A 15,915-nucleotide genomic window follows, 5' to 3' on the forward strand; every position below is an offset into this window, starting at 1 on the left:
TAAAGGCCTTATTTTAAGATATTTGAATAACGAAAATAATTATTCAACCCCTAACTCCCACGGTCATGAAAAGGATTGTAGTTCCCATCGATTTCTCCCAGTATGCTGAAAATGCATTTAAAACTGCCATAAAAATAGCTTCCAAAGGAGACGCAAGTATTACCTGTGTCAACGTGGTCTATTCCGACATGGAATGGGACCGCCTTTCACAAGGTGAAAAGTTAAAACATCCAGATCTACTGGACCTATATGCCGAAGCTGAAGACAAATTAAAAGCCTTTGTCATGGATCATAAGGCTCATGATATTCCTATTGAAGCAGTGACACTGGTCGGCCTGCCGGCAGAAAGAATCGTAGAGCTTGCCGAAAAGCAAGCCGCTGACCTGATTGTAATCGGCGCATATGGTAAAGGCTATGAGCCCGGCAACTACATTGGAGGCACCATCCAGCGGGTACTGCGCCATGCACACTGTCCAGTACTGGCTGTCAAAAAAGTGATGAACCTGAGTGATTTCAAAAAATTCACTTTTGCGAGTCTGTTTACCGACGAGAGCAGGCCTGCCTTCATAAAAATGCAGCCAATTCTACAGACCATGGGTTCCTCTGTGCACTGCTTATACGTGAATACACCGGAAAATTTCATTCCCAACCATAAGATTGAGAGGCAAATGGTGCACTTCATCAATGGCAATTCCGGAGTTCCGATTAACCGGCATATTTTCAACCATGCTGAAGTGGAAAAAGGGATCATGGATTTCTCCACCTCTAACAATGTAGGCTGGATCGGGGTGGCGAGTAACAACAGGAAATCTTCCGCTGCTTACAACATTGGGGTCACCGAAACGATTTTATTCAAATCAGATACCCCTGTATTCAGTGTAAAGCTTTCATAAAACAGGATTAATGAATTGGCATGCCTTATCTACTGATGAAGCCTTAGGAAAACTAAATTCCGGCGTGACGGGACTTCGGGAAACTGAAATCCAGGATCGCCGGACTAGGTATGGCTTTAACGAAATCCCCGAACCGGCTGCCAAACATTGGGTTTGGATCCTTTTAAAACAGTTTCAAAGCCTTCTTATCCTTATTCTTTTCATTGCAGCCACCATTGCTTTTCTGACCGACCACCAGGCTGATTTTTATATTATACTGGCTGTAATCTTCATCAACACCACCATTGGGTTCATCCAGGAGTATAAAGCGGAGAAGGCCGTGGCTTCTCTCAGATCTTACATTGAAATTAAAAGCAAGGTAATCCGTGAAGGCCAGACCATTCAGATTCCTGCCAGGGATCTAGTGCCTGGTGATATTATTATTCTTGAGGAAGGTGACCACATCCCAGCTGATGGACGGCTGATTGAAGCCAAAAATATCAGGGCTATCGAAGCACCACTGACGGGGGAATCGGTCCCCGTCAACAAATCTACTGACCAGCTTCCCGAAGGCAAAGTCCTTGCCGACCGGTCCAACATGGTATATAAAGGCACATTCATCGCTGGAGGGTTTGCCTTGGCGATGGTAACCAGTACAGGACTTAGCACCGCCCTGGGCGAAATCGCCCAATCCCTTGACACCATAAAAGTTGCCAAAACCAACTTTCAAAAAAAAACCGATGTGTTGGCCAAGCAGATGGCCTTCATCGCCATAATCAGTGCTTTACTACTCTTTACAGTAGCATATTTTGTCCAAAAAGCTCCTCTTGAGGAAACCCTTTTGATTGCCATTGCAGCGCTGGTTTCTTCAATTCCAGAAGGCCTTCCTGCGGTGCTCTCCATCGTGTTGGCCATAGGTGCTAACAGGATGGCAAAAAGAAAGGCTATCATCCGGGAATTTACCGCTACCGAAACATTGGGAGCAGTCACTACCATAATTACCGACAAAACAGGCACTCTCACCCAAAACACCTTGACGGTAAGAAAACTGAGTGTGCCGGGTGAGTATGAATGGAATGTTTCGGGAGAAGGATGGATGCCCGTGGGGAACTTCACATTCAAGGATAAGATTTGTGATTTGGACGAAACTCCCATGATGAAACTCCTCTTTAAAATATGCACTTGGAGCAACAACTCATCAATCCAGCATGATAACGAAACAGACCGCTACCAATTGGTAGGTGACCCAACCGAAGGGGCTCTGCTGGTGCTGGCCAGAAAAGGAGGGTATTCTCCTTTGACTTCTGACTTTATCGCAAAGCTGGATGACATGCCTTTTAATTCCACCATCAAGATGCGGGCATCCCTGATTGATGAAATGGGTAAGCGTCAAATCCTGGTAGTGGGTGCTCCTGAGCAGGTCTTGTACAAAAGCTTGAAATGTCTTCGGGATAATGGGGAAATCAGGCTGGACTCTGTCGAAAAGGCCAGAGTTCGCAAAAAGATTGACCAATGGTCTTCCAACAGCATGCGCGTAATTGCCCTAGCTTACAAGGATGTCGATACCGACACTTCAAAACTTGAAGAAGAAGACATCAACAACTTGGTATTTGCAGGACTAGTGGGAATGATTGACCCACCTCGACCGGATGTGAAAGACGCTGTTCAAAAAAGCAAACAGGCTGGTATTAGGGTAGTCATGGCAACTGGAGACCATATCAACACAGCTATATCGATAGCCAAAGCTACCGGGATTATTGAGGAAGAGGACAATCGGGAACCCCTTGCCCTTACAGAAACACAGCTTCTCAATCTAGATGAAAAGGAGTTTGAGCATGCCATCCAACATGTGGATGTGTTTGCAAGGTTAACACCAAACATGAAACTGAAAATCGCTACGGCTCTCCAGAAAAAAGGGGAACTGATTGCCATGACTGGTGATGGAGTCAATGACGCGCCTGCTTTGAAGAAAGCGGATGTGGGCGTGGCCATGGGGATAATGGGCACAGATGTGGCCAGGGATTCTGCAAAAGTGATCTTGGCTGACGACAATTTCTCGACTATAATTAAGGCGGTGGAAGAAGGCCGAATCGTTTTCAACAACACTCGGCACACCAGTTTTTTTCTATTAACCACCAATTTTGCAGAAATTGCCACCCTTCTGACAGCAGTACTTCTAGGCATGCCTGTTCCCTTGACTGCCACCCAAATTCTTTGGCTCAATTTGGTGACCGATGGAACCTGCACCACGGCTATGGCCACAGAAAAAGGACATGGGCACGAATTGCGTTCAAAACCGGTAAACCCAAAGGAAAAAATCCTAAATAAAACAGTTGTCCCCTTCCTTTTTATAAATGCTGCTTTGATGACAGTGCTGGCGCTTGGGGCTTTCAATTACTTCCTACCTGAGGGACTCCAAAAGGCCCGGTCCGCAGCATTCCTTATCATGGCCTTTTGTCAGCTGTTTAATGTATTCAACATGAGAACACTTTCACTGTCCATATTCAAAATCGGCTTGTTTTCAAATAAATATGTAAACATAGCTTTGATCGTCTCATTGGTCATTCAGATCTTGATCATTGAAGTGCCATTTTTTGAAGACCTGTTCCAATTTGACCCGATTTCCTTTTCAGAACTTATGGTTTTGGGACTTCTCTCCTCTTCTGTTTTATGGTTTGGAGAAGCCTATAAGTTTATTAGGGATAAGTTCAACCTAAAATAAAAAACCGGCCATGGGCCGGTCTTTTTTATCTCTCTGTATAATGTGTATCGTAGTATTGCTGGTAATTCCCAGAGGTTACGTTGTTTAACCACTCCTCGTTTTCAATATACCAATCAATCGTTTTTTCAATTCCTTCTTCAAATTGCAATGAAGGCTCCCAGCCCAATTCCTGCTGGATTTTAGTAGCGTCAATTGCGTAGCGAAGGTCATGTCCTGCACGGTCGGTCACATAGGTGATCAGCTTCTCGGAAGTGCCATGCTCGCGACCAAGCTTTTGATCCATTTTGGCACAAAGGGTCTTTACAATATCGATGTTTTTCCATTCATTGAAGCCTCCGATGTTGTAGGTCTCCCCAGATTTGCCCTTATGAAACACCACATCTATTGCCGCGGCATGATCTTCCACGTACAACCAGTCCCTTACATTTTCACCTTTTCCATATATAGGAAGAGGTTTGTTGTTTCGGATATTGTTGATGCAAAGGGGGATCAGTTTTTCCGGAAACTGGTTTGGCCCATAATTATTCGAGCAATTACTAATGACCGTTTTAAGCTTATACGTATTGGCATAAGCCCTCACAAAGTGATCTGAAGAAGCTTTGGAGGCCGAATATGGTGATTGGGGATCATATGGCGTGGTTTCCAAAAAGAAACTGTCGTCATGCAATGATCCATAAACCTCGTCTGTAGATACATGATAGAAAAGATGGTTATCATAATCTTTCCAATATGATTTGGCCGCATTGAGCAGGTTAACCGTACCGATTACATTGGTTTTCACAAAAGCCAACGGATCGGTAATCGACCTGTCCACATGGGATTCAGCCGCCAAGTGTATTACATCGGTAATTTGGTAATCACGGAAGACTCTTTCCAAATTTTCCTCATCCAAAATATCAACCTTGGCAAACTGATAATTAGTGGCATCTTCCACTTCTTTCAGGTTCTCCAAATTTCCCGCATAAGTCAATGCATCAAGATTGATGATCCTATATTCAGGGTATTTCTGCACAAATCTTTTCACCACATGGCAACCGATAAAACCGGCACCACCGGTAATTAGAATAGATTTTTTCATCTTTAATTATTTATTGTAATATTCCCTGTACCACTCTATGAAGGCATCAATTCCTTTTTGGATAGGCGTATTGGGTTTGTAGTCGCAGTCACGAACGAGGTCTTCCACATCTGCATGCGAAGCCGGCACATCACCAGGTTGCAATGGCAGCAGGTTTTTCTTGGCTTCCTTGCCAAGTTTCACCTCAATTGCCTTGATGAAATCCATCAAAAGCACTGGGTTGGAATTCCCGATATTATATACTCGATAAGGGGCATAGGAAGTCCCCGGATCTGGCTCGTCACCGGTCCAATCCTGGTTCCGAGCAGCAGGTCTATCAGCCACCCTCATTACACCTTCCACAATATCCTCGATGAAAGTGAAGTCCCTTTTCATTTTACCCTCATTGAAAACATTGATGGCCTCATCCTTGAGGATAGCTTCCGTAAACAGGAAAAGCGCCATATCAGGCCTGCCCCAAGGTCCATATACAGTAAAAAACCTCAAGCCAGTTGTTGGGATATTGAACAAATGGCTATAGGTATGCGCCATCAGTTCATTGGATTTCTTGGAAGTCGCATATAAAGACACTGGATGATCCACATTGTGGTGGATGGAAAATGGCATCTTGGTATTGGCCCCGTAAACAGAACTAGATGATGCGTACACCAAATGCTTGACAGGATATTTCCTGCAGGCCTCCAGAATATTCAGAAAACCAATGATATTGGCATCGATGTAAGCATCCGGATTGGTCAGGGAGTAGCGAACCCCCGCCTGGGCGGCTAAGTTGATCACCACATCAAATTTCTCATTTTCAAAAAGCTCCATCATTTGCTCTTTGTCCTCCAAATTCATCCTGACAAATGAATAATTGGGATACTTGCTGGAGCTTACCTTCTTGTGCCATTCGATGGCCTCACGGTCGATCCCCGTATTCTCCAAGCGGGAATACTTCAAATTCACATCATAATAATCGTTGATATTGTCGAGACCAATGACCTCATCCCCTCTGTCTAAAATCTTCTTTGCCAGGTGGAATCCAATAAAACCGGCTGTACCGGTAATTAAAAATTTCATAAGGTTTGTTATATATTACTTAGACACAAAATAGGTTTCTTCTCCCGAGAAACCCTACTTGCAAATTGTTATTTCAGGACGTTAAATTACTATTTAAAATCTCTATTTACTAATAGGGCCTTTCAATTGGGGCACATTTTTAACTTCCCCAAAACAATTTCAGGAGATTTTTCGCAAATGACTCGAACAAAAACATAGCCAATATGAGCCAAACTTTTATTAATGGTTTGCCTATGCCTATTATTTTGGCTTATTTTAGGCAAAAAATTGAGACCCTCTATGAAAATATCATTATCAGCATTTCTCTTTTGTTTACTGAGCTTTGCCGCTTTCGCTCAACCTGACCGATGGCAGCAAGCAGTGAAATATGAAATGGAAGTGGATATGGATGTGCAAAAAAACCAATATACAGGCACCCAAAAACTATCCTACACCAACAATTCCCCCGATACACTCGACCGTCTTTTTTACCACCTTTATTACAACGCCTTCCAGCCTAACAGCATGATGGATGTCAGAAGCAGGACCATCGCTGACCCTGACAGAAGAGTTGGAGACAGAATAAATAACCTGAAATCAGATGAGATTGGATACCTGAAGGTAAACAGCCTTACCCTAGATGGAAAAGCTTTGGATTATGAGCACGTAGGGACCATTTTGGAGGTTAACCTTAGCGAACCAATTCTACCAAACAGCACAGTAACCTTGGACATGAAATTTGAAGGGCAAGTGCCTCTCCAAATCAGAAGAGCAGGACGTGATAATGAGGAGGGCGTGCGCTATAGCATGTCCCAGTGGTACCCTAAGTTGGCCAACTATGATTACCAAGGCTGGCACGCCAACCCTTATATCGGAAGGGAGTTCTATGGCAACTGGGGTGATTTTGATGTGAAGATCACGATAGACAAAAGCTATGTACTTGGCGGAACGGGTTATGTTCAAAACCCTAACCAGGTAGGCCACGGCTATGAAGAAGAAGGCCAGAAAGTGAAATCCCCAAGAGGCAAAACCCTGACTTGGCATTTTCACGCCCCTAAAGTTCACGACTTCATGTGGGCAGCTGACCCCAACTACACCCATGACAAAATCGAAATGGATAACGGGGTGACTGTTCACCATCTATATATCAAAAACGAAGAAACCGAAGAAAACTGGAGCAAGCTGAAGGAATATACGCCTGCCGCAATTGAATTTATGAGCGAGCACTTTGGCGAATACCCTTACAAGCAGTATTCGGTAATCCAAGGTGGCGACGGAGGAATGGAGTATCCCATGTCCACCTTGATCACAGGCCATAGAAGCTTAGGCAGCTTGGTAGGCGTGATGATCCACGAGTTGGCTCACAGCTGGTTCCATGGCGTTTTGGCCTCCAATGAGGCGCTTCACCCATGGATGGACGAGGGTTTCACTTCCTATGCCTCCAATTTGGCCATGAATGAGCTTTTCGCAGAAACCCCCAGTGATGATCCTCAAAGAGGTTCGTACAGAGGGTACTTCAGATTGGTGCAGTCCGGGTTGGAAGAGCCTCTTTCAACACATGCTGACCATTACCACATCAATGCCGCATATGGAGCAGCTTCCTACAACAAAGGGGCTGTTTTCTTGGAGCAATTGGGCTATATCATCGGCAAGGAAAACCGTGACCAAGGCATGTTGAAATACTGGGATACTTGGCAGTTTAAGCACCCAAATCCAAATGATGTGATCCGAGTGATGGAAAAACAAAGTGGATTGGAACTTGACTGGTATAAGGAATATTGGGTTTATACCACCAAAACCATTGATTACGCTGTGAATAGCGTGGATGATTATAATGGAGGTAAAAGCAAAATCACATTGGAGCGTAAAGGCAAAATGCCAATGCCAATCGACCTGGTAATCACTTACCAGGATGGTTCCGAAGAATTGGTTTACCTTCCTTTGGTAATCATGAGAGGGGAAAAGCCCGAGGAAGAAGGCATGCCTACCCGCATCAAAACACAAAGATGGCCATGGACCAACCCAACCATTGAAGTGACTATAGACCGTCCAAAATCAGATATTAAGTCTGTGGAAATCGACCCATCTGGCAGAATGGCTGATGTGGATAGAGAAAACAATAGGCTGGAGTTATAATCCAGCACTAGATATTTAAAAAGGAGCCTGATTAATTTTCAGGCTCCTTTTTTTTCGTGGATTTATGATGAAATTCCAGGATTTTGGTTTCTCCTTTCTTCAGAGAGACTTTTTGTTTGACAAGCATGATATGGATTTGGCCACCCCAACCTCCCCTGTTTCGGATTTCAAATTTCCCTTTTGTCACTATTATTTCCAGCCAATGCTTCCTGTACCGAATCCTGAATTGGATTTTCTGCACGTTTTCTGGCAACCTCGGGTTGAAAAATAGGCAGTCCTCACGGAAATCCATCCCCGTATAGCAGCGCTGTATGAGATCCAGTGAACCTGCCATCGCTCCCAAATGGATGCCCTCCGAAGTAGTGCCACCCTGCACATCCTTGAAGTCACTCATCAGGGCTTTTTTGAAGTTTTTCCAGCTTTCCTCCCTTCGGGACCGGGCATATACCCAACTGTGAACCACTTTACTTAAGGTAGAACCGTGGGCCGTGATTTTCTGATAATATGCAATTGTCTCCGGAATCTGCACTTTTGGGTTGAATTCATAGCCCATTCTGCCAAACATATCGCAGAGCTCATCTGAGGAAAACAGGAAGAAAAGCATCAAAACATCCGCCTGCTTGACAGCTCGGTATCTATTCACATCATCCCCCTCCTTCTCCATGATCCTATCCAGCCTCAACACCTCCCCGTATTCAGCATGGTATTTTCCCCAATCCACCTCCTCGAGCTTGTCAAATCCCTCAAACTGTTCGATCACTTTCTTATTCCCCACAAAGGGAACAAACATCTTTTTGATAATCTCCTCCCACTTCTTTAACTGGCTCTTATCTATTTCCAGCTGTTCCAATAAAACGGCGGCGATTTCCTTATCGAGTTTTTTTATAGTCTTCAGCGCATGAATCAAACAAAAGACGGCCATGACATTGGTGTAGGCATTGTTGTTCAAACCAGGTTGATCCGAACCCGGATAATGGGTGTGATATTCATCAGGGCCAACGATGTTTAAGATTTCATACCTCCCTTTTTCTTTATTGAATGAGGCCATACTTGCCCAAAACTTGGCAATTTCCAATAGCATTTCCGCTCCATAAAACGAAAGGAACTCCAAATCACCGGTAATCTCAAAGTAGTGCCAGACATTATAAGCTATGGTGGCATTGACATGCCTTTGCAGAAAGGTATGATCCGGCAACCATCGGCCCGAGGCTGGGTTTAAATGGATCACCTGGCTTTCTTCCCTCCCGTTACTGCCACTTTGCCATGGATACATTGCCCCATCAAAACCAGCCTCCTGAGCGGCATACCTAGCTTCGTTGAGGCGCCTGTACCTATACATAAGTAAGGATTTGGAAATTTCAGGCCGACTAATATTGAAGAATGGGAAAACGAATATTTCATCCCAAAAAATATGTCCCCTATAGGCCTCACCATGAAGTCCCCGTGCTGGGATCCCCGCATCGATCCCGATCGTGTTAAAAGAATAAGTCTGAAAAATATGGAAGATATGCAGCCTGAGAACCAATTGGTCCTCACCATTGTCCGCCTCCAGCTTGACATCGCTTTCCTTCCAGATTCCTTTCCACTCTGCAATATGCTTTTCAAGCAAATCATCAAAACCCAGCGTCCTGCCTACCAAAGTTTTTGCTTCCATCAAAGGCTCTGAAATGGCGTTGTCTTTGGATGTGAAAATGGAAACAATTTTCTCAATGGTAACCGGTTTTCCTGCTGCCACCCCTACCTCAAACTCTTCCCCTATGTATTCTGGCAATTTCTCTTTATGGATCGGCTTTACCGAACTCCCATCAATAAGAAGTTTGGCGGCTTGCGCCATTATAATCTCGGATTGGTTTGACCGGACTTTTAAGTAGATCCCGCTTTTTCCCATGGTCCCCGTATCAAGAACTACCAGATGCTTGCTATTCAAATCCCGGTACCTTTCCACCCCGTGGTTAATCACCGATCCATCCAGACCGTTGTGGACGATGATGTTGCCTGACCAGTTTACCGGAGTAAATTCCCATTTGATGGCAGCCAGGTTTTTATTGTGCATGCATACGATCCTGCGGGTGACCAGCTTGGAGGTCCTTCCTTTGGCATCCTTGATCCGTATTTTCCTAGAGAGAATTCCCTTTTGAAGGTTCAACTCCTGCCGATAGCCAATGATTTCCACCTCCGACAGCTGTATCCAATCCCCATCCTCGTGTCTGTATTTCAGTACCGTCCAATCTGGCCAGTTGACAAGGTCCTCGTTTTCGATCCACTTTCCGGCGATTTCGGTCTTAAGGCGGTTGAATCCACTGGCAAGGTAGGTCCCAGGATAATGATACTTCCCTGCGACGGATTCCTCCGCAGCCCCCCTGGTGGTAAAGTAACCGTTTCCAAGAGCGCATAGGGCCTCTCGCAAAGTCTCTTCCTTAGGTTCAAATGACTTATAGACTACTTTCCAGGTATCCTCAACCATACTAAAACTTAATTAATTTCTGCAAAAACTCTTGAACTTCATCTACTGACTTCAAGGAGTAATCAGCATGGGACTTTTTGCCATGGTCTCCCACCAAAATCCCCATCCCTTCTTTTTTCAACTCCTGAAAAGCATCCTCATCCGTCAGGTCGTCTCCCAAAAACACGGGCAACATCTCTCCAGAGTCTTTGGTGAGCTTATTCATCAAAAACCCTACAGCCTTTCCTTTATGCCAGTCAATGTTTGGTTTGATCTCTACCACTTTTTTTCCTTCCCCCATATTCAACCTGGGAAAGTCTTTCAGGCAATCTTTCACCATCTTCAAAAACTCAGTTTCCCTTTCTTCCTTCAATTTCCTATAATGCACCGCCAGGGTAAACTTTTTGCGTTCAAACCTCACGCCTTTCAGGTCCTCAAGCGCTGATTTCAATTTTGGCTCCAGCTCATCAAAGGCGGGGAGCACTTCTTGGGCTTCATCGTTTTCTTCATGGAAGTTTGCCGGTCCGGAAATCTCAAAACCATGACTACCCGCGTAATAAATATCAGCAATCCCAGCCTTATCTTTCACATCCTCCAACCCCCTCCCGCTGATGATGGCCACCTGATACTTTTTGGATAGCTCCTGTACCGTTTTCTTCATTTCAGCCGAGATTTCCGCATCCTCATGGTTTTCCACTATGGGGGAAAGTGTGCCATCAAAATCCAAAAATATCAGCGGTTTCTTCTCTTGAAAAGCTTTTTTAAAATCATCAATTCTTTCAATTGCGGAAGGCAATTCCTTGGATGCTCTCATATATGGTTAATTCAGTTTGACGTCTGTTAAATCTTGCACGGCCAGATCGGCCCCGTTTTTAAGTAACTCTTCTTTGCTGGCTCCGTTCACTATTCCCACCACTAATCCAAATCCTCCAGCACTTCCTGCCTCCACCCCAGCGATGGCATCTTCTACGATCATGCTCTCCTCAGGATCCACCCCCAACTCCTTGGCAGCAGCTAAAAAAATATCAGGACTGGGCTTCCCTTTGATGTTCCTCTCCTTAGAAACCACCCCGTCAATCCTTGTTTCAAACAACTCCTCAATCCCAGTTACTTCCAATATTTTCTTGCAGTTTTTGCTGGATGAAATCACCGCGGTTTTCACCCCTTCGGCTTTCCATTTCTTGATCTGGTCTATGTTCTTTTCGAAAACCTCCACGCCTTCTTCCTCAATGACCTTCAAAAAGAATTCATTCTTTTTGTTTCCCAGCCCCCTTATGGTCAGTTCGTTGGGCTCATCGGATTCATTTCCTTCCGGAAGTTCAATATTTCTGGATTGGAGAAAATTCCGGATGCCGTCATAGCGGGGGATGCCGTCTATATATTTGGGATAATCAATCTCAATGGAAAAATCCTCAAAGGGTTGCTCCCCTTCTTCTTTCCTTTGTTCATTGTAAGCATCAAACAATTGCTTCCAGGCCTTGGCATGCTGCACCGCCGTCCTCGTCAACACCCCATCCAGATCAAAAATGGCCGCAATGATTTTATTCTTCATTAGATTAGGCTTTGCTTAAATTGCACCAATATTTATACCATGAATTATTGTACTAAGTACAATGTACTAGGTACTATGTACAATAGGTCGGGGTGCTTTTGGAGGCCAATTGAGGGTTCCTACCTTCATTTATTCACTTCATTATTCATTATTCATCATTCGACATTCATTATTTATTTTCGTGACTGACCCGATGTTCACTTCATACCTCGTGCTTCTAACTTCGTACTTACGAAAGGTACAAAGTACGAAATACCACGTACTAGGTACACCGCAGGACTGGCTGCTTTGAGAAGCCATTTATAGGCCTTCCTGTTATTTACCGTCTCTATTCACGTGACCCTCCCTCAGAGCTTCGCTCTTCGGATAGGGAGTCAGCGAAATGAGAATGGCTTCTTGAAAATTCATTTTAACTTTGTGCTTTATGGCCCATATATTCCCACCCAATAGTTCTGGTAAAACCTTGTCCACGATGAAGCTTTGTGCTACTTCTTTAAAACTTCGTGTCCTTAGTGGCCAATTTTGCTTTTCCGCAAAATAGACTTTAGACTTTGTGCAACTTATTTTAACCTTGTGCCCTTTGTAGCCAATTAACATAAAAAATCTCCGGAGCATCACCCCGGAGATTTGAACATTTAAAAAACCACCAACCTTTATTTTAACCTATACTTTAGAAAGCTTTCGGGCCTTCATATTTACTTTATCTGCCAGCAGGTACATCACTGGTACAATTACTAACGTAAGGAAGGTTGCAAAGGTTAGCCCAAATATAACCGTCCAAGCCATTGGTCCCCAGAAATCTGCATTGTCCCCTCCTATATAAAACTCAGGATCAAAGGAAGTGAGCAATGACCCAAAATTGATGTTCATACCCAATGCCAATGGAATCAAACCAAGTACGGTCGTGATGGCTGTCAGAAGCACTGGTCTTAACCTGGTCTTGCCACCAATCACAATTGAGCTCAAAATCTCATTATAAGGAAGGAATTCATCTTCTTCAAGCCCTAATTCTTCACGCTTTCTTTCCCTTACCAGGTTCGTATAATCTATCAATACAATGGCGTTGTTCACCACCACCCCGGCCAGGGAAATAATCCCGATACCGGTCATGATGATTACAAAATCCATATTGAAGATCACTAAGCCCAAAAAGACCCCTATGGTACTCAATACTACCGAGGCCATGATAATGAATGGCGTGGTGACGGAGTTAAACTGGGCCACAATGATCAAGAAGATTAGGGAAACCGAAATGATCAAAGCCCTTGTCAAAAATTCTGCTGATTTTTCCTGTTCCTCTTGCTCACCGGTAAACCTTACAGAAATACCATCCGGGATTTCATAGTCTCTCAACATGGTTTTGATCCTGTCATTGATCTCAGTGGGGTTGTATCCTTCATTTACATTTGAATACAAAGTGATTACCCGATCAAGGTCTTTTCTTCTCACCGAACCATACGTCGAGCTGTATTCGATCTCGGCTACAGAAGCAATCGGAATCTCGCTTTGGTTGCCAAACTTGTCCCTGAAGTTGATCTTTTTGTTCATCAGGGAATTGATGTCGTATCTGTACTCATCCGCCAAGCGGAGCTGAATCGGATAGTCGTCCTCCCCTTCCTTATATTTGGATACTTCCAAGCCAAACAAAGCCGTTCTAAGCTCATTGGCTATCTGGGAAGTGGACAGGCCAAATCTTCTGGCTCGCTCGCGGTCTATATTCACCACAAGCTCCGGATTGCCCAGCTCTAGGTCTGTTTTCAATTCCTCAATGCCTTCAATATTGCCATCCGCAATATATTCCCTCATTGAATTGACAAAAGTGATCAGGTCATCCAAATTCTCCCCACTGGTTTCAATATTGATCGGCCTTCCCACTGGCGGCCCGTTTCGCTGTTTGTCCACCGTAATCTGAACTCCAGGGTAGCGGTCTGCCAAGTCGCGGATTTCCTCCATGATGGTGTTGGTATTGACACCGTTTCGGAACTGGTACTCCACAAAGCCGATCGTGATTTTAGCCTTATGCGGAGTACTGGCCATGCTCGGCCCTTGGTCATCTCCGGCACCTTCCCCTACTTGGGTGATCACAGATTCGATGATTTCCTCATAATTGGAAAAGATATCGGCCAAATCATCTTCCATCATACTGGCAAACTGATTGGTCGCTTCTATATCGGTTCCAATAGGTTTTTCAATAAAGATGTTCACCAAGCTTGGCTGGTTATCTGGGAAAAACAACACCTTTGGCGCCCTAATGGCCAAAAGCACCAAGGAAAGAAATAGCAACAATACTGTACCAAAGAAAAACAGGTAAGGTTTTTTACCTCCAAGGGCAAACACCAAGGTTTTTTCATACATATCCTCAAGTTTCACCAAGAAAACTGTCTGAAACCATTTGATGGCTTTTCTCATCACAAAAATGTTGAAGATGGTCAGCAGCGCTGCGACTAACAACAAGCTTCCCGTGGCCAACCAGCCGATCATATAAGAAATGATCGCAAGGGTAAAGAGGATCAAGGCGATGACCAGTGGTCTTTTCTTTGGCCTGATGTCATTCACATTCTGCAATTTCATAAATAGGGCCGTCAACACCGGGTTGATGACCAAGGCCACGAAAAGTGAGGATGCCAATACAATAATCAGGGTGATGGGCAGGTATTTCATAAACTCCCCGATGATATCATCCCAAAAAGCCAATGGAAGGAATGCCGCCAAAGTGGTCGCCGTGGAAGTGATAATAGGCCAGGCAACCTCACCTACACCTTCCTTAGCAGCACGTACAGGACTTTTGCCTTCCTGCATCAATCGGTAGACATTCTCCACCACCACAATCCCATTATCCACCAACATCCCCAGAGCCAAAATCAAAGAGAAGAGAACCATCAGGTTCAAGGTAACCCCGAGGCTGTTCAGCACCAAGAAGGATATGAACATGGAAAGCGGGATGGCAATACCCACAAAAAGTGCGTTTCTGAATCCTAAGAAGAACATCAATACCAACACCACCAGGATCACCCCTGAAATAATGCTGTTTTCCAAGTTGTCTACCTGAGATCGGGTATCCTTGGACTGATCATTGGTAATCGAAATCTCCAAATCCTCCGGGAAACGGTTGGCTTGGGCTCTTTCAATAATAGCTTTGATTTTATCGGAAGCATCCAAAAGGTTCTGCCCGCTTCTTTTCACCACATTGACCGTTACCACGGGCAACTTATTGGACCTGGCATAACTTTCCCTTTCCTTAAAGGTGTCATTTACATTGGCAACGTCACGTAGGTAAACGATTTTGTTGTTTTCCGTCTTGACTATAATATCAAGCAATTCGTATGGGTCTTTGAATTCACCGGTGATCCTTAAAGACCTCCTAAACTCACCGCTCAAGATGTTACCACCCGAGATGGTCACGTTCTCACCCTGCACTGCGTCAGAAATATCCGTGAAGCTTACCCCTAGGGCCTCCATTTTATAGATATCGGCATCGATGCGGATTTCTCTTTCCACGATACCGCGTAGCTCAGCCTTTGAGATTTCTGGAAGCTTTTCGATTTCATCTTCCAGGTATTCACCAAATTTCTTCAATTCCTCTTCAGTATAATTACCGGAGATATTGACATTCATGATTGGGAAATCCGAGGTGTTGATCTCGATTACATCGGGATCCCTATCAAGGTCTGTTGGCAATTCACTCTTCGACTTGTCTACCGCGTCCTTCACATCCTGAAGGGCTTTGGAAATGTCCACATTGGGATTAAACTCCACTACTATGGATGAAAAATCTTGGATAGAGGTCGAGGAAATATCCTTGACGTTGTTAATCGATTTTAATTCTTTCTCAATGGGCCTAGTGATCAGGTTTTCCATATCAATCGGGGAGTTACCCGGGTACACCGTGCCCACGTAAACGGTGGGGATCACGATCTCCGGAAAGCTCTCCTTGGGCATGGTCCGGTAGGCAAACATCCCCAAAAATGCGATAATCAAAGTCAGGATAACCACACTGGTCCGGTTGTCCACCGCCAAGGTGGAAAGGCCAAACTCCCGGATTACGCCTTTTTTATTCTCTTCCTGTTTCGACAT

9 protein-coding genes are annotated in these 15,915 nt (G+C 44.5%); 3 read left to right on the forward strand and 6 right to left on the reverse strand.

From position 1 onward, the window contains the following. Nucleotides 1-65 precede the first annotated feature (65 nt). Both KIH41_RS06050 and KIH41_RS06055 read left to right on the forward strand, forming a co-directional pair. Nucleotides 66-893, forward strand: a complete 828-nt coding sequence (locus KIH41_RS06050) for a universal stress protein (protein ID WP_214161851.1) — start codon at nt 66-68, stop codon at nt 891-893. Between the two features lie 10 nt (nt 894-903). Then, nucleotides 904-3,594, forward strand: a complete 2,691-nt coding sequence (locus tag KIH41_RS06055) for a cation-translocating P-type ATPase (RefSeq protein WP_214161852.1) — start codon at nt 904-906, stop codon at nt 3,592-3,594. 25 nt (nt 3,595-3,619) lie between these two features. Here the strand turns inward: KIH41_RS06055 and rfbB are convergent, their stop codons facing one another. Further along, entirely contained in the window at nt 3,620-4,672 is a 1,053-nt protein-coding gene (gene rfbB, locus KIH41_RS06060) for a dTDP-glucose 4,6-dehydratase (protein WP_214161853.1), read from the reverse strand. A gap of 6 nt (nt 4,673-4,678) precedes the next feature. Next, on the reverse strand, nt 4,679-5,731 hold the full coding sequence (locus KIH41_RS06065; protein WP_213943861.1) for an NAD-dependent epimerase: 1,053 nt from the start codon (nt 5,729-5,731) through the stop codon (nt 4,679-4,681). A 279-nt stretch (nt 5,732-6,010) separates the two neighbouring features. Here KIH41_RS06065 and KIH41_RS06070 point away from each other — a divergent pair, with 279 nt between their 5' ends. Next, nucleotides 6,011-7,846: a M1 family metallopeptidase gene (locus tag KIH41_RS06070; protein WP_214161854.1), complete on the forward strand. Its 1,836-nt coding sequence runs from the start codon at nt 6,011-6,013 to the stop codon at nt 7,844-7,846. A gap of 31 nt (nt 7,847-7,877) precedes the next feature. On the opposite strand, the gene KIH41_RS06075 is transcribed toward KIH41_RS06070, so the two are convergent. The 4 genes from KIH41_RS06075 to KIH41_RS06090 all read right to left on the reverse strand — a co-directional run bounded on the left by KIH41_RS06075 (nt 7,878) and on the right by KIH41_RS06090 (nt 15,915). Continuing rightward, nucleotides 7,878-10,310 carry a glycoside hydrolase family 65 protein gene (locus KIH41_RS06075; protein WP_214161855.1) on the reverse strand — a complete coding sequence of 811 codons (2,433 nt, stop codon included), beginning with the start codon at nt 10,308-10,310 and terminating at the stop codon, nt 7,878-7,880. A 1-nt stretch (nt 10,311) separates the two neighbouring features. Then, on the reverse strand, nt 10,312-11,103 hold the full coding sequence (gene otsB, locus KIH41_RS06080; RefSeq protein WP_214161856.1) for a trehalose-phosphatase: 792 nt from the start codon (nt 11,101-11,103) through the stop codon (nt 10,312-10,314). Between the two features lie 6 nt (nt 11,104-11,109). Continuing rightward, nucleotides 11,110-11,841 carry an HAD family hydrolase gene (locus KIH41_RS06085; protein WP_214161857.1) on the reverse strand — a complete coding sequence of 244 codons (732 nt, stop codon included), beginning with the start codon at nt 11,839-11,841 and terminating at the stop codon, nt 11,110-11,112. A gap of 663 nt (nt 11,842-12,504) precedes the next feature. Beyond that, a complete protein-coding gene (locus KIH41_RS06090; protein WP_213943856.1) occupies nt 12,505-15,915 on the reverse strand; it encodes an efflux RND transporter permease subunit in 3,411 nt (1,136 codons plus the stop codon).

It is taken from the genome of Litoribacter ruber, from assembly GCF_018500185.1.
Lineage (GTDB): Bacteria > Bacteroidota > Bacteroidia > Cytophagales > Cyclobacteriaceae > Litoribacter > Litoribacter ruber.

What these genes read in the sequence shown, in the direction of transcription:
- KIH41_RS06055 (WP_214161852.1), top strand. Translation starts at nt 904, where the DNA reads ATGAATTGGCATGCCTTATCTACTGATGAAGCCTTAGGAAAACTAAAT.
- KIH41_RS06090 (WP_213943856.1), bottom strand. Translation starts at nt 15,915, where the DNA reads ATGTCGAAACAGGAAGAGAATAAAAAAGGCGTAATCCGGGAGTTTGGC.
- KIH41_RS06085 (WP_214161857.1), bottom strand. Translation starts at nt 11,841, where the DNA reads ATGAAGAATAAAATCATTGCGGCCATTTTTGATCTGGATGGGGTGTTG.
- KIH41_RS06065 (WP_213943861.1), bottom strand. Translation starts at nt 5,731, where the DNA reads ATGAAATTTTTAATTACCGGTACAGCCGGTTTTATTGGATTCCACCTG.
- KIH41_RS06075 (WP_214161855.1), bottom strand. Translation starts at nt 10,310, where the DNA reads ATGGTTGAGGATACCTGGAAAGTAGTCTATAAGTCATTTGAACCTAAG.
- otsB (WP_214161856.1), bottom strand. Translation starts at nt 11,103, where the DNA reads ATGAGAGCATCCAAGGAATTGCCTTCCGCAATTGAAAGAATTGATGAT.
- KIH41_RS06070 (WP_214161854.1), top strand. Translation starts at nt 6,011, where the DNA reads ATGAAAATATCATTATCAGCATTTCTCTTTTGTTTACTGAGCTTTGCC.
- KIH41_RS06050 (WP_214161851.1), top strand. Translation starts at nt 66, where the DNA reads ATGAAAAGGATTGTAGTTCCCATCGATTTCTCCCAGTATGCTGAAAAT.
- rfbB (WP_214161853.1), bottom strand. Translation starts at nt 4,672, where the DNA reads ATGAAAAAATCTATTCTAATTACCGGTGGTGCCGGTTTTATCGGTTGC.